The organism is Pseudomonas sp. PH1b (assembly GCF_000633395.1).
Lineage (GTDB): Bacteria > Pseudomonadota > Gammaproteobacteria > Pseudomonadales > Pseudomonadaceae > Aquipseudomonas.
On the sequence record NZ_AYMU01000028.1, the window covers coordinates 18,424 to 36,904 of the forward strand.

At 61.1% G+C, this 18,481-nt stretch carries 18 protein-coding genes; 3 read left to right on the forward strand and 15 right to left on the reverse strand.

Annotation, left to right across the window (positions count from 1 at the left end):
- Positions 1 to 35: 35 nt before the first annotated feature.
- The 3 genes from U873_RS0129845 to U873_RS0129855 all read right to left on the reverse strand — a co-directional run bounded on the left by U873_RS0129845 (position 36) and on the right by U873_RS0129855 (position 4,053).
- The gene (locus U873_RS0129845; protein WP_025131735.1) at positions 36 to 1,694 is read right to left on the reverse strand and encodes a Na/Pi cotransporter family protein; all 1,659 of its coding nucleotides are present in this window, start codon (positions 1,692 to 1,694) and stop codon (positions 36 to 38) included.
- A gap of 216 nt (positions 1,695 to 1,910) precedes the next feature.
- Positions 1,911 to 2,678, reverse strand: coding sequence for a TerC family protein (locus U873_RS0129850; RefSeq protein WP_025131736.1), 768 nt, complete (start codon positions 2,676 to 2,678; stop codon positions 1,911 to 1,913).
- 67 nt (positions 2,679 to 2,745) lie between these two features.
- Entirely contained in the window at positions 2,746 to 4,053 is a 1,308-nt protein-coding gene (locus U873_RS0129855) for a CitMHS family transporter (protein WP_025131737.1), read from the reverse strand.
- Between the two features lie 317 nt (positions 4,054 to 4,370).
- Here U873_RS0129855 and U873_RS0129860 point away from each other — a divergent pair, with 317 nt between their 5' ends.
- Positions 4,371 to 4,772, forward strand: a complete 402-nt coding sequence (locus U873_RS0129860; protein ID WP_025131738.1) for a GFA family protein — start codon at positions 4,371 to 4,373, stop codon at positions 4,770 to 4,772.
- A 249-nt stretch (positions 4,773 to 5,021) separates the two neighbouring features.
- Here U873_RS0129860 and U873_RS0129865 read toward each other — a convergent pair whose 3' ends face one another.
- From U873_RS0129865 to U873_RS0129915, 12 genes are all read right to left on the reverse strand, one after another.
- Positions 5,022 to 5,396, reverse strand: coding sequence for a DUF2388 domain-containing protein (locus tag U873_RS0129865; protein WP_025131739.1), 375 nt, complete (start codon positions 5,394 to 5,396; stop codon positions 5,022 to 5,024).
- Positions 5,397 to 5,491: 95 nt separating this feature from the next.
- Positions 5,492 to 7,453, reverse strand: coding sequence for a DUF4105 domain-containing protein (locus U873_RS0129870; protein WP_025131740.1), 1,962 nt, complete (start codon positions 7,451 to 7,453; stop codon positions 5,492 to 5,494).
- Positions 7,450 to 7,770 (reverse strand): DUF2388 domain-containing protein, encoded by a 321-nt coding sequence (locus U873_RS0129875; protein ID WP_025131741.1) that lies wholly within the window; start codon positions 7,768 to 7,770, stop codon positions 7,450 to 7,452. The genes U873_RS0129870 and U873_RS0129875 overlap by 4 nt, the downstream gene beginning before the upstream one ends.
- Before the next feature lie 27 nt (positions 7,771 to 7,797).
- Positions 7,798 to 8,106, reverse strand: a complete 309-nt coding sequence (locus U873_RS0129880; RefSeq protein ID WP_025131742.1) for a DUF2388 domain-containing protein — start codon at positions 8,104 to 8,106, stop codon at positions 7,798 to 7,800.
- 103 nt (positions 8,107 to 8,209) lie between these two features.
- Positions 8,210 to 8,527, reverse strand: a complete 318-nt coding sequence (locus U873_RS0129885; protein ID WP_025131743.1) for a DUF2388 domain-containing protein — start codon at positions 8,525 to 8,527, stop codon at positions 8,210 to 8,212.
- 168 nt (positions 8,528 to 8,695) lie between these two features.
- On the reverse strand, positions 8,696 to 8,893 hold the full coding sequence (locus U873_RS35560) for a DUF1127 domain-containing protein (protein ID WP_081818728.1): 198 nt from the start codon (positions 8,891 to 8,893) through the stop codon (positions 8,696 to 8,698).
- 269 nt (positions 8,894 to 9,162) lie between these two features.
- The gene (locus tag U873_RS0129890; RefSeq protein ID WP_025131744.1) at positions 9,163 to 9,378 is read right to left on the reverse strand and encodes a DUF1127 domain-containing protein; all 216 of its coding nucleotides are present in this window, start codon (positions 9,376 to 9,378) and stop codon (positions 9,163 to 9,165) included.
- Positions 9,379 to 9,697: 319 nt separating this feature from the next.
- Complete coding sequence (locus tag U873_RS0129895; protein WP_016963711.1) at positions 9,698 to 11,191, reverse strand: acetyl-CoA hydrolase/transferase family protein; 1,494 nt, start codon at positions 11,189 to 11,191, stop codon at positions 9,698 to 9,700.
- Between the two features lie 179 nt (positions 11,192 to 11,370).
- Positions 11,371 to 12,807, reverse strand: a complete 1,437-nt coding sequence (locus U873_RS0129900) for an NAD(P)(+) transhydrogenase (Re/Si-specific) subunit beta (protein ID WP_025131745.1) — start codon at positions 12,805 to 12,807, stop codon at positions 11,371 to 11,373.
- Positions 12,807 to 13,130, reverse strand: a complete 324-nt coding sequence (locus tag U873_RS0129905; RefSeq protein WP_005783507.1) for an NAD(P) transhydrogenase subunit alpha — start codon at positions 13,128 to 13,130, stop codon at positions 12,807 to 12,809. The genes U873_RS0129900 and U873_RS0129905 overlap by 1 nt, the downstream gene beginning before the upstream one ends.
- A gap of 15 nt (positions 13,131 to 13,145) precedes the next feature.
- Positions 13,146 to 14,267 (reverse strand): Re/Si-specific NAD(P)(+) transhydrogenase subunit alpha, encoded by a 1,122-nt coding sequence (locus U873_RS0129910; protein WP_025131746.1) that lies wholly within the window; start codon positions 14,265 to 14,267, stop codon positions 13,146 to 13,148.
- Positions 14,268 to 14,717: 450 nt separating this feature from the next.
- Positions 14,718 to 15,617: a LysR substrate-binding domain-containing protein gene (locus tag U873_RS0129915; RefSeq protein WP_025131747.1), complete on the reverse strand. Its 900-nt coding sequence runs from the start codon at positions 15,615 to 15,617 to the stop codon at positions 14,718 to 14,720.
- 158 nt (positions 15,618 to 15,775) lie between these two features.
- Between U873_RS0129915 and U873_RS0129920 the strand changes: the two genes are divergently transcribed.
- Complete coding sequence (locus tag U873_RS0129920) at positions 15,776 to 16,957, forward strand: acyl-CoA dehydrogenase (RefSeq protein ID WP_025131748.1); 1,182 nt, start codon at positions 15,776 to 15,778, stop codon at positions 16,955 to 16,957.
- A 13-nt stretch (positions 16,958 to 16,970) separates the two neighbouring features.
- Entirely contained in the window at positions 16,971 to 18,191 is a 1,221-nt protein-coding gene (locus U873_RS0129925) for a CaiB/BaiF CoA-transferase family protein (RefSeq protein ID WP_025131749.1), read from the forward strand.
- The last annotated feature ends 290 nt before the right edge of the window (positions 18,192 to 18,481 follow it).

Sequence of the window (18,481 nt, forward strand, 5' to 3'; positions counted from 1 at the left end):
CGTAAGTTCTACAGACTTCCGATCACTGTGGACGTTCAGGGTGAATGAGTGATGTCGGCCATGTCCTCGACGGCCAGGGCGCCGGTTTCCGAGGTTTCCAGGACCACATAGGCACTGCTGCAAAACAGCGAGTTGAGGCGCTTCATGTCGGCGATCAGCTCCAGGTGCAGGGAGCTGGTTTCGATGCTCTGGACGATCTTGCGCTGCAGCCGGCTGACGTGGGCATGGGCCAGGCGCCGTTCCTGGGCGCGGAAGCGGCGTTTTTCCCGCAGCAGCTGGCGGGCGCTTTCCGGGTCGGCGCTGAGGAACACCGAGAGCCCCAGGCGCAGGTTGGCGATCAGTTGGGCATGCAGGCCAGTCAACTCTTCCAGGCCGACTTCGGAGAAGGAGCGGCGCTGCGAGGTCTTTTGCTGCTGGACCTTGCGCAGCATGCGCTCGATCAGGTCGCTGGCCAGTTTGAGGTTGATCGCCAGTTCGATGATTTCCGCCCAGCGCCGGCTGTCCTGTTCGCTGAGGTCTTCCCGGGGCATTTGCGCCAGGTACAGTTTGATGGCGCTGTACAGAGACTCGACGTCGTCGCTCAGGGCGCGCATTTCCTGGGTGATGGCGGTCTGCTTGCCCCGCAGCACATCGCTCATGGCCTCCAGCATGTTGTCGATCAGGTCGCCGATGCGCAGGGTTTCCCGCGCCGCGTTGGCCAGCGCCAGGCTTGGCGTGACCAGGGCCGTGGGGTCCAGGTGCCGGGGCCGGGCGCGGCCATTTTCCTGTGCCCGTTCCGGCAGCAGCCAGGCACAGAGCCGGGCCATGGGGCCAACGCTAGGCAGCAGCAACAGGCAGCGGGCGGTGTTGTACAGCAGGTGGAAGCCGATCACCACTTCCTGGGGGCTGAAGTTCAGGCTGTCCATCCAGTGGGCCAGCGGGTCGAGCACCGGGATGATCAGCAGCAGGCCGATGAGCTTGTACAGCAGGCTGCCCAGGGCCACCTGGCGCCCGGCGGCGTTCTGCATGCTGGTGCTGAGGAAGGCCAGCACCCCGCTGCCGATGTTGGCGCCGATCACCAGGCCGATGGCCACCGGCAGGCTGATCACGCCGGCGCCGGCCAGGGTCGCGGTGAGCAGCACCGCCGCCAGGCTGGAGTAGGACACCATGGCGAACACCGCGCCCATCAATGCATCCAGGAGGATGTCGCCGGTCAGCGAGGCGAACAGCACCTTCACCCCTTGGGCGTGGGTGATGGGGGCGGCGGCTTCGACGATCAGCTGCAGGGCCAGGATGATCAGGCCCAGGCCGATGCCGACCCGGCCCAGCTGGCCGGCGCGGGTCTGCTTGCGCGAGAGGAAGAAGATCACCCCGAGGAAGATCAGCAGCGGCGACAGCCAGGACAGGTCGAAGGTCAGTACCCGGGCCATCAGCGCGGTGCCGACGTCGGCGCCGAGCATGGTCGCCAGGGCCGGGGTCAGGGCCATCAGTCCCTGGCCGACAAAGGAGGTCACCAGCATCGCCGTGGCGTTGCTGCTCTGGACCATGGCGGTCACCAGGATCCCGGCGACAAACGCCAGTGGCCGTTTGGCCATGTTCTGGCCGATCACCTGGCGCAAGTTGGAGCCGTAGACCCGCAGGATGCCGGTACGGACGATGTGCGTGCCCCAGATCAGCAGGGCTACGGCGGAAAGCAGGTTGAGCAGGGTCAGCATAAAGGCCCCCCCTGGGGTGAGGTGCCCCAAGCGGGGCCAGTGGACGTTGTTGCGCGACGTTCTACGTTATGTATTTAAGCTGTAGTTGGCTAACGCACGAGGCGCCAGCATCGCACAGCCAAACCGGTGATTGAAACAAAACTGTCATGAAAACAGCTGCCTGCAGACGCAGAAAAGGGGCCCGAAAGCCCCTTTTCCATTCAGCGCATTCTCGGGTTATTGACCGGGAATGTCCTTGCGCAGTTTCACCGGGTCCTGCTGTTTTTTCTTTTTCGCGATGGCGGTGCGCATCTTGATGTTGATGGCTTCCACCGCCAGGGAGAAGGCCATGGCGAAGTAGACGTAGCCTTTTGGCACGTGCACTTCGAAGGCTTCGGCGATCAGCACGGTACCCACCACCAGCAGGAACGACAGCGCCAGCATCTTCAGCGACGGGTGCTTGTCGATGAAATTGCTGATGGTCCCGGCCGCCAGCATCATCACCAGCACAGCGACGACGATCGCCGCCACCATCACCGGCACATGGGAAACCATGCCCACGGCGGTGATCACCGAATCCAGGGAGAACACGATGTCGATAATGGCGATCTGGATGATGGTGTAGAGGAAGTTGCCGCCCTTGCCCTTGGGTTCCTCATGGGTTTCGTCCTCGCCTTCCAGGGCGTGGTACATCTCCTGGGAGCTTTTCCACAGCAGGAACAGGCCACCGAAGAACAGGATCAGGTCACGCCCGGAAATGCCCTGGCCGAACACCACGAACAGGTCGGCCGTGAGGCGCATGACCCAGGTGATCGACAACAGCAACAGAATCCGCGTGACCATCGCCAGCGCCAGACCGAAGATCCGCGTGCGCGCCTGCATGTGCTTGGGCATGCGGCTGACCAGGATCGAGATCATGATGATGTTGTCGATGCCCAGGACGATCTCCAGGGCAGTCAGGGTGAAGAAGGCAACCCAGATTTCCGGGTTGGTCAGCCATTCCATGTGTATTCCTTTGAGCGAGTGTTATGGCCCGGGCCGGGGAACCGGCCAGGGCAGAGAATCATTGCTTTTATAGAGTGCTGAACAGCGGAAAAATCCCCATCAGCAAAGCGGCGAACATTATGCACAGGCAAACCAGCACTGCCCACTTGAGGGTGAAGCGCTGGTGATCGCCGAACTCGATCCCGGCCAGGGCCACCAACAGATAGGTCGAGGGTACCAGTGGGCTGAGCAAGTGCACGGGTTGGCCGACGATCGACGCGCGGGCCATTTCCACCGCAGTGATGCCGTAATGGCTGGCGGCTTCGGCCAGTACCGGCAGCACGCCGTAGTAGAAGGCGTCGTTGGACATGAAGAAGGTGAACGGCATGCTCACCAGCGCGGTGATCACTGCCAGGTACGGGCCCAGGGCATCGGGGATGACCGCCAGCAGGCTCTTGGACATGGCGTCGACCATGCCGGTGCCGGACAGGATGCCGGTGAAGATACCGGCGGCAAAGATCAGCCCGACCACTGCCAACACGCTGCCGGCATGTGCCGCGACCCGGTCTTTCTGCTGTTGCAGGCACGGGTAGTTGACGATCATGGCGATGCTGAAGGCCACCATGAACAGCACCGGCAGCGGCAGCAGGCCGGCGATCAGGGTGCACATCAGGACAAAGGTCAGGGCGCCGTTGAACCAGATCAGCTTCGGACGGCGGGCATCCGGGTACTGCGAGACGCTGATCTCGCTGTGATCGATCTCGTCGCTGGCCAGGTGCAGCTCACCCAGGCGCGCCCGCTCGCGCTTGCCGTACAGGTAGGCGATTGCCAGGATCGCCACCACGCCGGCCAGCATGGCCGGGATCATCGGTACGAAGATGTCCGAGGGGTCCACATGCAGCGCACTGGCGGCGCGGGCGGTGGGGCCGCCCCAGGGAGTCATGTTCATCACCCCGCCAGCGAGGATGATCAGGCCGGCCATGATCCGCGGGCTCATGCCGATGCGGCTGTACAGCGGCAGCATGGCGGCCACGCAGATCATGTAGGTGGTGGCGCCGTCACCGTCCAGGGACACCACCAGGGCCAGCACCGCGGTGCCCACCGAGACCTTCAGCGGGTCGCCCTTGACCAGCTTGAGGATCTTGCGCACGGCCGGGTCGAACAGGCCGGAGTCGATCATCAGGGCAAAATACAGGATGGCGAACATCAGCATCACGCCGGTGGGCGCGAGCTTGGTGATGCCTTCGAGCATCATCGGGCCGATCTTCGGCGCGAAACCGCCGAACAGCGCGAACAGGATGGGCACGATGATCAGGGCGATCAGCGCCGACAGGCGCTTGGTCATGATCAGGAACATGAAGGTGATGACCATGGCAAAGCCAAGGAAAGTCAGCATGGGGATACTCCAGGCGTAGCGCGGCTAGGGAATGGCGAACCGGGTGGGATCAGCGCAGGACGGCAAGCACGAGGCGTACGGGAGGAGTCGAAGCGAACAGGCGGGTACGAGCAAACATCAGAATCACCATTGTTGTTGTTAATAGGGCCGGGAGCGCAAAACGCCCACTGTGGCCAACCGGTCTTTTGCCGGTAGTGGGGGCGATCCTAATCGGGGAAGCTTTCAGCCAGCTTTCGTCGCCCAAAGGAATGGGTGGATGTCCAAGGAAGCGATCGACGGCATACAGTGATCGCCAGCACTTCAAGGGAGCGATGCCAATGAGCGAATTGCACACGGGGGGCTGCCACTGCGGGCAGTTGCGTTACGAGTTCCACGGGCCGCTGCGGGATATCGCCCACTGCCATTGTTCGATCTGCCGGCGGGTCAGTGGTGGCCTGGTGACCACCTGGATCACCCTGCCCGCCTCGGCGTTTGCCTGGGTGAAGGGCGCGCCGGCCCGCTATGACTCGTCCAGCAGCTGTGCGCGTTATTTCTGTGGAAACTGTGGCGCCCAGCTGGCGCTGGTCACCCACCTGAGCCCGGACAGCATCGATGTCACCATCGCTACCCTGGATCACCCGGAGCGGGCACCGGCGGACCGGCATATCTGGACCGACAGCCGCTTGCCCTGGCTGCATCTGGATGAGCAGTTGCCAGGTGAGGCGCAAGAGACGCTATAGCGTCGTCGCCTGTCGGCCGGGTTGCACAGTGATAGGTAGAGCTCAGGGCTGATGCGGTTCAGCAGAGGGTGAAGGCTTTGCCTGTACCCAGGGGGGCATGAATGAGTCCCAAGAATGGGGCTGCTGCGTGGTCCAGCGGGAGCAAGTTCCCTCGCCACGGGTTTGTGTTTGGTGTGTCGCCGGCTTGGCAGCGCTGGGCCTGGGGCACTGTTGTCAATTGAGGGTCAGGTTGCCAATGGCCCGGCGGCCTCAGCGGGTGGAAACCAGGATCGCCAGGGCCAGGGCCAGGTCATCGTAGTGATCCAGGCCGCCCTTCTGGCGCAACATCAGCAGCGCCGACTCAAGCCGCGCCCCGCGCAGGGCAGCATCGGTGGCGACAAAGGCCGCAGCGTCATCGCGGGCCAGTCGCAGCTTCTTCTTGTCGTTGTCACTCAGCTCATTGAAGGTCACCGTGGTGCCGATAAACGGACCGGTTGTGGTGAAGGCGCTCCAGAACACCGTGGCGGCGCCAGGCTCTGTATCGAAATCGGGGACTACCTTGATGGCCTGGGCAGGCGGGCTCAGGGCCAGGGTGCCTAGAATGCTGAAACCTAAGCGCGCGGCGATGGTCTTGGTGGCGTTCATGGTGACGTGCATCCTGCAGTCGTAGGGAGGGATCCGCTGCAAACGAGGGGCTTTCTGGCGGCTAGCGGGCAAAGCACCGAGTGTGGTTCAGGGAGTCAAGGCAGTTCAAGGCCGCCGGCGGCCTTGTGCAAGGCTCGCAGGTGCTCGCCCACCTGTTTCAGGTTGGCCTCGTTGGCGGCGATCTCGGCGGCCCTGGCAGGTTCGAGCAGGGCCCGTACTTCCTTGTCCAGGTCACCGGTCAGCGATTGCAGCTGTTTCTGCCGCTGGCTGCTTTCGGATTCCAGACGCTGCCATTCACTGGCCTGTGGCAGGCCATAACCGCTGCTGCCCAGCAGTTCTGCCGGGCGGCTGAGGAAGCCACTGTTGGCGAGAATTTCCTGCAGGGTCTTGTTGGCTTTTTCCATGCCGCCGTTCTGCAGTTCGCGAGCCCCCAGGTAGCGCTGTTTGACCTCGTCCTGAGCCAGCAGCAGTTGCCGGCGATAGCTCGCCTGCTCCAGCAACAGCAAGGCGGCGCTGGTGCGCAGATCGGCCTGGGCGAACCACTGGCGACGCTCTGCTGCGCTGAGGGACAGCCAGTCTTCGACGCTGGTCTGCTTGATCGGCAAGCGCTTCTTGATCACTTCGAACATGGCCTGATAGCGATCGCGGAAGGAATCGAAGCGATACCCCAGGCGCAGCGCTTCGCGAGGGTCGTCGAGAACGCTGGTATCGGCCAGCCCCCTGCCCTTCAGTACCTCCAGCAAGCCGTTGGGCATGATGCTGTCGAGGCCGATCAACTGCTTGTTGTTGCTGCCGCTGCGCAGCAGCTTGAGGCTTTCCACCGCACAGTTGTTGGACAGGAAGTAATAGTTGCCGTCGTAGCTCCAGTGCATCTCGGCGGCGTGTTCCACCACTTCCTCGATCTCGTTGCGCGAGAGCTTCAGGGGCACCGAGGCGAGGCTGCGCAGCTCGGTCTTGGTGTATTCGTCGATGACCTGGGACAACGGCAGGACAAACAGCCGCGACGGGTATTTGCCCACCAGGCCATCCCAGCTGGACAACTGCACGTCGCCGACAAAGGCGCGGTAGGACAGCACCAGGTGCTGGTCCAGGTCCAGCCGGCAATCCGGTCCACGGGGGCGCCCCGGGGCGCAGATCACCAGGCGCAGCATGCTGTGGCCCCAGCGGCTGACCCAGTTCTGGTTGGCTTCGGCCAGCAGGTAGTCCACGGCGTAAACCCGTTCCGGATCCACTTGCCCCAGGGGCTGCTTGGCGAAATCGTTGCCGGCATTGAGGAAGGCGAAAGATTGGGCGCAGGTGTCCTTGGCCGCCGGGGCCCAGCCGAAATGCTCCTTGTAGTAGCGATACAGCGCCGGGCGTCGGCAGGCATAGCTCGCGTCGAGGAGGAAGTACTCCATGTTCACTGCCACGAACTCTTTCGGGTTGGTGGTCTCGTAAAGGTCCGGGCTGCGGGCTATCTGGCGGTTGTGCTGTTCGCGCTCGCCACGACGACCGACGTATTGCGGCCAGCCGGCCAGATCCAGCAAGCGCGGGTCATCGCTGAGGGTGAAGCGGCGATCGTTCTGGCCTCGGCATTCATCCGGTAGGCCGATCAAGCCGGAGCTGTTGTTCTTGCGGGTGCAGCGCTGAATCAGGCGGCGCTCGGCACTGGGCCACAACCGCGCGCGATCATAGATATGGGTCAGTTCATGGAGCACGGTGGCGAGCATTTCCCGGCGCACGGTGCCATGGGGGCGGCTGGTCTTCTGGGTAGCGGCGGAACCGTCGGTCAGGCTGGCCAGCAGGGCACGGTTGAGGTTCAGCTCCGACACCAGGGACGCTTCACCGTAGGCGTTGTCGGGCATCTGGTCGGTCCAGCCGACATCAATGGTGCGGTCCAGCTGCTGGATGAAGCGCGGCGGCAAGGCCTGCATCGCTTCATCCAGCAGCGCCTGGCTGGCTTGCTGCTGTGCGGGGCTCAAGCCATCGGTCTTGAGACGCAAGTGCAGGTCGGCCTGGGCAGTGCTGCAAAGCACTGCCAGGGTCCCGGCCAGCAGCCAGGCGAGAAGTGGTTTCACAGGGCGAGGATGGCTTCGGCGAGTACCTGGTCACTGGCATCACGGGCTTGCGGTAGCTGGGTGCGCAGGGCATCGAATGCGGCTTCCAGGTGAGCGCCACGGATATCGCCATTGCTGGCGACGAAGCTGGCGGCATCATCGTGGGCTTCACGGACGACTTTCGAGTCACGGATCGAGGTGGTGGTGTCCGAGGTGAAATCGATGGTCCGGCCGGAAGCGCGGACGATGATGTTACTGGTGGCCACCAGGGTATGGGCCTGGGCCACATCGGCCAACAACAGCAGGCCAAGGGTGGCGGCAATCAGCGGGCTACGCATGGAACGACTCCGGAATAACAGGGGTGATTATTGGACGAGAATTGCCTGCGCCAGTTCAAGGTCGCTGGCATGAAGTTTTGCCTGGTGCTGGCGCAGGTACCTCAACGCAGACTCCAGGCGAGCGCCTCGTAGTTGGCCGTCAGTCGCAATGAAGGCGGCGGCGTCATCCTGGGCGGCGAGCATCAGTTTATGGTCGAAGGGCGCCGAGGTCACCTGGCTTGTCGCGTAAACGGTGACCACCGAGCTCTGTGTCGACAGGTCGAATGCCTGCACCGAGCCGGCCCAACAGAGGGCAATCAATAGCGGGGCGAAAAGTGAAGTCCGGAACAAACCCATGAGTCTCGACAGCTGAAAACCAGCGCCAAGGCTAGCGCAATGGTCCGCAGACGACCAGCGCAGAGGGCCTCAGGTACGTACGCGCACCTGAGGCCAGCATGGCTTAGATCGCCAGGATAGCCTGTGCCAGCTGTGCATCAGTGGCCTGCAGTTGTGGAACCTGTTGGCGAATATGCTCAAAGGCACTTTCCAGTTTCACGCCACGAATTGCGCCGTCGGTTGCGACGAAGCTGGCGGCATCATCCCGGGCAGCGCGGACAATCTTGTTGTCGCGCAGGGAGGATGTGGCGTCAGAGGTTGCGTCGGAGGTGGCCTTGAGCGCGCCGACAATGGCGTCAGTGGTCACGATCAGGCTGGTGGCGTGGGCATTGGCAGCCAGAGCCAGCAAGGCGGCAGCGCTGAGCAGGCGAAGACGGGACATGGGGTAACTCCTGTGAATGAACAGACAAGTAATGGGCGCTGAGTGAGACGCCAGGCAGCCACTGCGAAGTGCTGTGTCTGATTGCTCTGACGCAGCTTGAAGGAAAATCGCCACGTCAGTGCCGATATTAGGCTGCGCAGTGCTGTTCGCACAGATCTGTGTCAGGACTTAACGCCAGAAGGGGTGATGCAATTCCCTGGTCCGGTCACAGTGGCTGATGCCGCAATCTGCCAGCTGTCGTTCATCCATTTGCGCCAGCAGCCGGCGAGTACGGGTTCTCTCGAGCATGCCTGCGAACATCGTCATCCAGCGCCGCAAGGTGCCAGGAGCTGTCTGGGAGGTGGGCCTTTTGCCGTATGTGTCCATGCTGCAGTCCTCGTTAAGCTGGCGATCGAGTGATGTGCAGTCTCATGGTGACGGCTGGCGGCGTGGCCAAACAGGTACAGCGCGATCAAATTGTACTGGTCCAGTTTTAAGATATATAAAACTGTACCTGTTGTGAGTTACCCAGGCTGTACTGCACCTTTTTCCGGGCCAGAACGACAAGACCCGTCGCGGTTTCCCGCGACGGGTCTTGTGTGTGCAATTCGGGATGCTGGCGGTGGACCCGGTGGGTCAGGGCCAGCGACGCTGAGTTAGCGCCAGAACGGCTTGCTCAGCTCTTCGTAGCGTTGTGCTTCGCTGATCCCGGCATCGGCCAGCAGACGCGAATCCAGGCGAGCCAGTTGATGGCGGCTGGAGATGCGGCGCTGCCACAGCATCAGGTTGGCAAGAACGCGCAGAGGCATGGAAGCCTGGGTTTTTACAGCTTTGTCTTCGAAGAACAGTTCGGAACTGAGTGTACGTTCCATGGTTGACATCCTTCCGCTTGTGGCGGGATCAGGTAGTGGTTTAACTGGTGCCCATGATCCTCCTCCTGCGCAAGACTCTCTAGATACAGTTCACCTGTATTGTGAAGGACCAGTTAACTGTTTATAGGTGCTGTACTGTTCGAAATGGGCACAACTGTACCTGTCGGCACTTTTTTGGTGCGTTTCGGCTGTTTTTAGTGGGCGGCGGCCGGATTCAGGCGGCGAAAAGACCGGTACAGCAGTACAGTTTTTGACGCTTGTTGGTGAGCGGTCGGCGAACTGACGAAACTGTGTTTGCGTCAGCTGCCGACTGTATCAATCACTCAGCCAGCATTTTCCCGGTTTCTTCCAGGTTGATGTGCCAGCTCAGGGCATCGCGCAGGATGTGCGGGGTGTGTCCGCCCAGGGCACAGGCTTTGGTGAAGTAGTCATTCAGCGCGTCGCGGTAGGACGGATGCACGCAATTGTCGATGATCACCCGCGCCCTTTCCCGTGGCGCCAGGCCACGCAAGTCCGCCAGGCCGATTTCGGTGACCAGGATATCGACGTCATGCTCGGTATGGTCCACGTGGCTGACCATGGGCACCACGCTGGAAATCGCCCCGCCCTTGGCTATCGACTTGGTGACGAAGATCGCCAGGTGCGCATTGCGCGCGAAGTCCCCGGAGCCGCCGATGCCGTTCATCATCCGCGTGCCGCAGACGTGGGTGGAGTTGACGTTGCCGTAGATGTCGAACTCCAGTGCGGTGTTGATACCGATGATGCCCAGGCGGCGCACCACTTCCGGGTGGTTGGAGATCTCCTGGGGGCGTAGCACCAGCTTGTCCTTGTAGCGCTCCAGGTTGCCGAACACGTCGGCATTGCGCCGGCTCGACAGGGTAATGGAACTGCCAGAGGCGAAGCTCAGCTTGCCGGCGTCGATCAGGTCGAAGGTCGAGTCCTGCAGTACTTCGGAGTACATGGTCAGGTTCTCGAATGGCGACTCGATCAGGCCGCACATCACCGCGTTGGCGATGTTGCCGATCCCCGCCTGCAGCGGGCCGAGCTTGTTGCTCATGCGCCCGGCGTCCACTTCCTGCTTGAGGAAGTCGATCAGGTGATTGGCGATGCCCTGGGTCTCGCTGTCCGGAGTCGACACGGTGGATGGCGAGTCCGATTGGTTGGTGATGACGATGGCGACGATCTTCTCCGCCGGAATCGGGATGGCGGTGCTGCCGATACGGTCGTCGACTTTCACCAGCGGGATCGGTGTGCGAGTCGGGCGATAGGTGGGGATATAGATGTCGTGCAGGCCTTCCAGGTTCGGATTGTGCGCCAGGTTGATCTCGACGATCACCTGCTTGGCGAAGATCGCGAAGCTGGCAGAGTTGCCCACCGAGGTGGTCGGCACGATATGCCCCTGTTCAGTGATGGCCACGGCCTCGATCACTGCGATGTCCGGCAGCTTGAGCTGCTGATTGCGCAGTTGCTCGACGGTTTCCGACAGGTGCTGGTCGATGAACATCACTTCACCGGCGTTGATCGCCTTGCGCAGGGTGCTGTCCACCTGGAATGGCATGCGCCGGGCCAGGACGCCGGCTTCGGTGAGTTGCTTGTCCAGGTCGTTGCCCAGGCTGGCGCCGGTCATCAGGCTGATTTTCAGTGGCGTTACCTTGGCCCGTTCGGCCAGGGCATGGGGTACGGCCTTGGCTTCACCGGCGCGGGTAAAGCCGCTCATGCCGACGGTCATGCCGTCCTCAATCAGAGCGGCTGCGTCGGCGGCGCTCATCACCTTATCCAACAACGAAGGCAAGCGGATACGATCACGGTACATGGATTGTTATCTCGGGCAACGAAAGCAAGAAGCGCAGTCTAGTGATTTCAAAAAAAAACGCCCCGCGACAAAGGTCGAATGAAAGGCCCTGATCTAGAGCCTTCTGTCGGCTTTATGGGGTAAATAAAAAACCCCAGCCTACTAAAGGCTGAGGTTTTGGGTATTGCGCTACAGCAGGGTTATTCGACGGCCTTGACCATGTCTTCGATGACTTTCTTCGCGTCGCCGAACACCATCATGGTCTTGTCGAGGTAGAACAGCTCGTTGTCCAGGCCGGCGTACCCGCTGGCCATGGAGCGCTTGTTGACGATGATGGTCTTGGCCTTGAAGGCTTCGAGGATCGGCATGCCGGCAATCGGCGACTTCGGATCGTTCTTCGCCGCCGGGTTGACCACGTCGTTGGCGCCCAGCACCAGCACCACGTCGGCCTGGCCGAACTCGGAGTTGATGTCTTCCATCTCGAACACCTGGTCGTAGGGCACTTCGGCCTCGGCCAGCAGCACGTTCATGTGGCCGGGCATGCGGCCTGCCACCGGGTGGATCGCGTACTTCACGGTCACGCCCCGGTGCACCAGCTTCTCGGTCAGCTCCTTCAGCGCGTGCTGGGCCCGTGCTACCGCCAGGCCATAGCCGGGCACGATGATCACGGTGTCGGCGTTGGTCAGGAGGAAGGTCGCGTCGTCGGCCGATCCGGACTTCACCGGACGGGCTTCCTGTGCTCCAGCCGGGCCGCCTGCGTCGGCGCTGTTGCCGAAGCCGCCGAGCAGCACGTTGAAGAATGAACGGTTCATCGCCTTGCACATGATGTACGAGAGGATCGCACCGCTTGAGCCCACCAGGGAGCCGGCGATGATCAGCATCGAGTTGTTCAGGGAGAAACCGATCCCCGCTGCAGCCCAGCCGGAGTAGCTGTTGAGCATCGACACCACCACCGGCATGTCGGCGCCACCGATCGGGATGATGATCAGCACGCCCATGACGAAGGCCAGGGCCAGCATCAATGCAAAAGCGCCCAGGTTGCCGGTGAGCATGAAGGTGATGCCCAGGCCCAGGGTCGCCAGGCCCAGCACCAGGTTGAGCTTGTGCTGGCCGGCAAACTGTACCGGTGCGCCCTGGAACAGGCGGAACTTGTACTTGCCCGACAGCTTGCCGAAGGCGATCACCGAACCGGAGAAGGTGATGGCGCCAATGGCCGCGCCCAGGAACAGTTCCAGGCGGTTACCGGCGGGGATCGAGTCCCCCAGGTGCTTGACGATGCCCAGGGACTGGGGCTCGACCACGGCGGCGATGGCAATGAATACCGCAGCCAGGCCGATCATGCTGTGCATGAAGGCCACCAATTCCGGCATCTTGGTCATCTCGACCCGTTTGGCCATGATCGAACCGGCGGTACCGCCGATCAACAGGCCAACGATCACGTAGCCGATCCCGGCAGTCGCCAGTTCCGCGCCCAGCTTATAGATGAGGCCGACGGTGGTGAGCACCGCCAGCGCCATGCCCAGCATGCCGAACAGGTTGCCGCGTCGGGACGTGGTCGGGTGCGAAAGGCCCTTGAGCGCCTGGATGAAACACACCGAGGCGATCAGGTAGAGGGTTGTTACCAAGTTCATGCTCATTATTTCTGCACCTCTTCTTTCACGGCTTTGGGCGCTTTCTTCTTGAACATTTCCAGCATGCGGCGGGTGACCAGGAAGCCGCCGAACACGTTGACCGCGGCCAGGGCCACGGCCAGGGTGCCCATGGTCTTGCCCAACGGGGTCACGGTCAGGGCGGCAGCCAGCATGGCACCGACGATGACGATGGCGGAAATGGCGTTGGTCACGGCCATCAGGGGCGTGTGCAGTGCGGGTGTGACGTTCCAGACCACGTGGTAACCGACATAGATCGCCAGCACGAAGATGATCAGGTTGTAGATACCGGGGGAGATAAGCTCTTCCATCGTCTGAATCCCTGCTTAGGCGTTTTTGCGGATGACTTGGCCGTCGCGGCACATCAGGCACGCGGCGACGATGTCGTCTTCGAGGTTGACTTCGAACTGCCCTTCTTTGGTGAACACCAGTTTCAGGAAATCCAGCAAGTTGCGGGCGTACAGTGCCGAGGCGTCAGCGGCTACCGCCCCGGCCAGGTTGGTTGGGCCGACAATGGTCACGCCATTCTCGATCACCACCTGATCCGCTACGGTCAACGGGCAGTTGCCACCCTGGGCCGCTGCCAGGTCGATGACCACCGAGCCAGGCTTCATCTGGGACACGGTGTCGGCGCTGAGCAGCGTGGGCGCCTTGCGGCCGGGAATCAGCGCGGTGGTGATGACGATGTCGGCCTGTTTGGCGCGCTCGTGTACCGCCAGGGCCTGGCGCTGCATCCAGCTGGCCGGCATGGGGCGAGCGTAGCCGCCGACACCAACGGCGCATTCGCGCTCTTCATCGGTCTCATAAGGCACGTCGACGAATTTGGCACCCAGGGATTCGATCTGCTCCTTCACTGCCGGACGCACATCGGAAGCCTCGATCACCGCGCCCAGGCGCTTGGCGGTGGCGATGGCCTGCAGCCCGGCCACGCCGGCGCCCAGGATCAATACGCGAGCCGCCTTCACGGTGCCGGCCGCGGTCATCAGCATGGGCATGAAGCGCGGGTAGTAGTGGGCGGCCAGGAGCACGGCCTTGTAACCGGCAATGTTGGCCTGGGACGACAGTACATCCAGGCTCTGGGCCCGAGAGGTACGTGGTGCGGCTTCCAGGGCGAAGGCGGTGATTCCACGTTCGGCCAACTTGGCGATGGTTTCATTGCTGAACGGGTTGAGCATGCCCACCAGCACGGTGCCGCTCTTGATCAGAGCCAGTTCGCTGTCGCTTGGGGCCACGACCTTGAGGATCAGCTCGGCGCCAAAGGCATCGTTGGCGCTGCCAATGGTTGCCCCTGCAGCTTCATAGGCACTGTCGACCACACTGGCATTGATGCCGGCGCCGCTTTGCACAGTGACTTTATGACCCTGGCCGATCAGCTTCTTGATGGTTTCCGGGGTTGCAGCAACCCGTGTTTCACCCGTTTGGGTTTCGAGAGGAACACCAATGTGCACGTCAAATCTCCTGCTTGATCTTATTGCTTTCGATCTTTCTTAGAAGGCCAGCGCACTGCGCAGGTGCGTCTGGGGCGGCCGATCAGCACGATCCCGCTGAAATCACAGCGGGGCGCGGCATTTTGCAGGCGAACTTTGAGGCCTTCAAGGGATTCTGACTAGTGACGGAAAATTAACTACAAGTCACCCCGTGACCGAATGTCGCAAGGTACCGGGTTTAACCCTTGTAAGCCGTGCCTTTCAAGGCATTCCCATTGAAATTAAGATTTTTCCTATCGTTAGCGTGAATAGCTCTTTATCGCTGCAAAATAAACCCTACAAGCCACGTGGTTAGGCGCTTATAAGGGTTTTTTCGGAGGTCTCGGTACAGTCTGTTTAAATGCGACAAATATTTATATCTGTAGTGCTTTGGTATTTCTGACTACGAGGTCAGCTAATTGCTAGGAGCCTTTACTGCTCTGGGTTATAGCTGTTTGCCTGATTCACCAGCCAGTCACGAAATGCCCGTAAAGAGGCAGATTCGACTTTGCGCTCGGGAATCATCAGGTAATACGCCTTGAGGCTCGAGAGCGCTTGTGGATTGGCAATCACCAGGCGTTTTTCTGCCAGTTCGCGCTGGATGAGAAAGGGAGGAATCAGGGCGATGCCCATATCGTGCATGGCGGCCTGGGCGAGCATGGAGAATAGCTCGTAGCGCGGACCTGTCATGTCCCGGGGGATGTTCAACTGTTGCGAGTTGAACCATTGCCGCCAGGCGTAGGGTCGAGTGGTCTGCTGCAGCAGGGGCAGTTCGGCGATGGCTGTTGCACTGAATTGCAGGTCATTGCCCAGCATGGCTGGGCTGCAGACGGGCATGGGGTTCTCGCCCATCAGGCGGTGGGACTGGGTACCGGACCAGTCGGCATCGCCGAAGTAGATGGCGGCATCGAAGGGGGTGTCGGCAAACAGAAAGGGGCGCGTGCGGTTGGTCAGGTTGACCGTGACATCGGGGTGCTGCTGCTGGAAGTCCTTTAACCGTGGCAGCAGCCATTGGGTGCCGAAGGTCGGAACCACTGCCAACTCGATGACGTTGGCGCCCTGCTGCCCCATGACTGAAAGTGTGTCGCGTTCCACCGCATCCAGTTGAGTGGCCACCCGGCGGCTATAGGAGAGCCCTGCCTCCGTCAGCTTGACCCCCCGTCGCGAGCGCCGGAACAGCTCCACGCCGAGGAACTCTTCCAGGCTGGCAATCTGTCGGCAGACCGCGCCCTGAGTCAGGGAAAGCTCCTGGGCAGCCTTGGTGAAACTTTCGTGGCGGGCGGCCGCTTCGAAGCTGATGAGGGCGGCGGTGCTGGGGATTTTTCTGCGCATGTACGGCAATCTCACAAATGGGTGCTGTAAAAGCCGCTTTCAGCCATTACGGAGTGAGAAATTAGCACAACAGTATGCAAAATCCTCGTTTGCCTGAGGCGCTGCGGTGGGCCTAGGATCAGCCCACGATAGTTGACCTACTTCACGAGGACTCACTCATGGGCGGCAAAGCAAGCTTCAACTGGATCGATCCCCTCCTGCTGGACCAGCAACTGACCGAAGAAGAACGCATGGTCCGCGACAGTGCCGAGCAGTTCGCTCAAGACAAGCTGGCGCCGCGGGTCTTAGAAGCTTTCCGCCATGAGAAGACTGACCCAGCCATCTTCCGTGAGATGGGCGAGGTAGGCCTCCTGGGGGCAACCATTCCCGAGCAGTACGGCGGCAGTGGCTTGAACTATGTGTGCTATGGCCTGATCGCCCGTGAAGTGGAGCGTGTGGACTCTGGCTACCGCTCGATGATGAGCGTGCAGTCGTCCCTGGTGATGGTGCCTATCAATGAGTTCGGGACCGAAGCGCAGAAGCAGAAGTACCTGCCGAAGCTGGCCTCGGGCGAATGGATTGGCTGCTTCGGCCTGACTGAGCCGAACCATGGGTCTGACCCGGGTGCGATGATCACCCGTGCCCGCAAGGTGGATGGTGGGTATAGCCTGACCGGCAGCAAGATGTGGATCACCAACAGCCCGATCGCTGATGTGTTTGTGGTCTGGGCCAAGGATGATGCTGGCGATATTCGTGGCTTTGTCCTGGAGAAGGGCTGGAAGGGTCTGAGCGCACCAGCGATTCACGGCAAGGTCGGCCTGCGAGCGTCGATCACCGGTGAGATCGTCATGGACAACGTATTTGTGCCGGAAGAAAACATTTTCCCCGATGTGCGTGGCCTGAAAGGTCCTTTCACTTGCCTGAACTCGGCGCGTTACGGCATCTCTTGGGGAGCACTTGGCGCTGCCGAGTTCTGCTGGCACACCGCGCGGCAATACACCCTGGATCGTCAGCAGTTCGGTCGTCCTCTGGCGGCGACTCAGTTGATTCAGAAGAAGCTGGCGGACATGCAGACCGAGATCTCCCTTGCCCTCCAGGGCTGCCTGCGTCTGGGGCGGATGAAGGATGAAGGGACTGCTGCGGTGGAAATCACCTCGATCATGAAGCGCAACTCCTGCGGCAAGTCTTTGGATATCGCACGCATGGCCCGTGACATGCTGGGCGGCAATGGCATCTCCGATGAGTTCGGTGTCGCCCGTCACCTGGTGAACCTGGAAGTGGTCAACACCTATGAAGGCACCCATGACGTGCATGCGCTGATTCTCGGGCGTGCGCAAACCGGTCTCCAGGCGTTCTATTAATAGGAGAGCAGCCATGGGCGCGTTATCGCATCTACGGGTACTGGATTTGTCGCGGGTATTGGCTGGGCCCTGGTCCGGGCAGATCCTCGCGGACTTGGGGGCTGAGGTCATCAAGGTCGAGCGTCCGGGCAATGGTGATGATACTCGCGCCTGGGGCCCGCCCTTCCTTAAAGACGCCTATGGCGAGAACACCACGGAGGCGGCCTATTACCTCTCGGCCAATCGCAACAAGCAGTCGGTGACTATCGATTTCACTCGCCCTGAGGGGCAGCAGTTGGTACGTGAGCTGGCAGCCAAGTCGGATATCGTCATCGAGAACTTTAAGGTGGGCGGCTTGGCTGCCTATGGCTTGGATTATGCGTCCCTCAAGGCGCTCAATCCGCAGCTTATCTATTGTTCGATCACCGGCTTTGGTCAGACTGGGCCTTACGCCAAGCGGGCCGGTTATGACTTCATGATCCAGGGGCTCGGCGGATTAATGAGCCTGACCGGGCGGCCTGAGGGGGATGAGGGGGCTGGGCCGGTGAAGGTTGGTGTGGCCCTGACCGATATCTTGACTGGGCTGTATTCGACGGTGGCGATTCTGGCGGCTCTGGCCAATCGAGATCAGGGCGGCGGTGGGCAGCACATCGACATGGCGCTGTTGGATGTTCAGGTGGCCTGCCTGGCGAACCAGGCGATGAACTACCTGACTACTGGAGTGGCTCCCAAGCGACTGGGTAATGCGCACCCTAATATAGTGCCTTACCAGGATTTCCCGACGGCGGATGGCGATTTCATTCTGACGGTGGGCAATGATGGGCAGTTTCGTAAGTTTGCCGAGGTGGCGGGCCAGCCGCACTGGGCGGATGATCCTCGTTTTGCTACCAACAAGCTGCGGGTGGCGAATCGGGCGCTGCTTATTCCACTGATTCGCCAGGCAACGGTCTTCAAGACTACGGCTGAGTGGGTCAGTCAGTTGGAGCGAGCGGGTGTGCCATGTGGGCCGATCAACGACCTGGCTCAGGTGTTTGCCGATCCACAGGTTCAGGCGCGCGGGCTGGCGATTGAGCTGCCCCATGCATTGGCCGGAATGGTGCCCCAGGTGGCCAGTCCTATTCGTCTCTCTGAAACACCGGTTGAGTACCGCAGTGCCCCTCCTCTATTGGGTGAGCACACGGAGCTGGTTTTACAGCGGGTTCTGGGGATGCAGGTTGAGGCGGTGGATGCCTTGAGGCAGTCGGGAGTACTGTGAGCTTCTCTTCTATATATAGCGGTGCGTGTTGCGCCTCTATATAAGCAGCCAAAACACCCCTTTTGGGGTGTTTTTGATCTTGTTCATAGAAAAATCAAATTAAGTGTTGACGGCAGATTCTACAGGTCTATAATTCGCCCCACTTCCGGCGCAGTCGAAACGGAAAACTCCTTTAGATTCAACGAGTTACACAGTTTTCGACAGCGGTTATGCTTCAGTTCATCGAAGCCAGAAGCAGTTAATAAGGCAGTGTGTTTTCGCCCTATTAGCGATTCGATCCTCTCGGTCGA

What these genes read in the sequence shown, in the direction of transcription:
- U873_RS35560 (WP_081818728.1), bottom strand. Translation starts at nt 8,893, where the DNA reads ATGGACACATACGGCAAAAGGCCCACCTCCCAGACAGCTCCTGGCACC.
- U873_RS0129915 (WP_025131747.1), bottom strand. Translation starts at nt 15,617, where the DNA reads ATGCGCAGAAAAATCCCCAGCACCGCCGCCCTCATCAGCTTCGAAGCG.
- U873_RS0129925 (WP_025131749.1), top strand. Translation starts at nt 16,971, where the DNA reads ATGGGCGCGTTATCGCATCTACGGGTACTGGATTTGTCGCGGGTATTG.
- U873_RS0129900 (WP_025131745.1), bottom strand. Translation starts at nt 12,807, where the DNA reads ATGAGCATGAACTTGGTAACAACCCTCTACCTGATCGCCTCGGTGTGT.
- U873_RS0129880 (WP_025131742.1), bottom strand. Translation starts at nt 8,106, where the DNA reads ATGGGTTTGTTCCGGACTTCACTTTTCGCCCCGCTATTGATTGCCCTC.
- U873_RS0129875 (WP_025131741.1), bottom strand. Translation starts at nt 7,770, where the DNA reads ATGCGTAGCCCGCTGATTGCCGCCACCCTTGGCCTGCTGTTGTTGGCC.
- U873_RS0129855 (WP_025131737.1), bottom strand. Translation starts at nt 4,053, where the DNA reads ATGCTGACTTTCCTTGGCTTTGCCATGGTCATCACCTTCATGTTCCTG.
- U873_RS0129920 (WP_025131748.1), top strand. Translation starts at nt 15,776, where the DNA reads ATGGGCGGCAAAGCAAGCTTCAACTGGATCGATCCCCTCCTGCTGGAC.
- U873_RS0129865 (WP_025131739.1), bottom strand. Translation starts at nt 5,396, where the DNA reads ATGAACGCCACCAAGACCATCGCCGCGCGCTTAGGTTTCAGCATTCTA.
- U873_RS0129885 (WP_025131743.1), bottom strand. Translation starts at nt 8,527, where the DNA reads ATGTCCCGTCTTCGCCTGCTCAGCGCTGCCGCCTTGCTGGCTCTGGCT.
- U873_RS0129845 (WP_025131735.1), bottom strand. Translation starts at nt 1,694, where the DNA reads ATGCTGACCCTGCTCAACCTGCTTTCCGCCGTAGCCCTGCTGATCTGG.
- U873_RS0129890 (WP_025131744.1), bottom strand. Translation starts at nt 9,378, where the DNA reads ATGGAACGTACACTCAGTTCCGAACTGTTCTTCGAAGACAAAGCTGTA.
- U873_RS0129850 (WP_025131736.1), bottom strand. Translation starts at nt 2,678, where the DNA reads ATGGAATGGCTGACCAACCCGGAAATCTGGGTTGCCTTCTTCACCCTG.
- U873_RS0129905 (WP_005783507.1), bottom strand. Translation starts at nt 13,130, where the DNA reads ATGGAAGAGCTTATCTCCCCCGGTATCTACAACCTGATCATCTTCGTG.
- U873_RS0129860 (WP_025131738.1), top strand. Translation starts at nt 4,371, where the DNA reads ATGAGCGAATTGCACACGGGGGGCTGCCACTGCGGGCAGTTGCGTTAC.
- U873_RS0129895 (WP_016963711.1), bottom strand. Translation starts at nt 11,191, where the DNA reads ATGTACCGTGATCGTATCCGCTTGCCTTCGTTGTTGGATAAGGTGATG.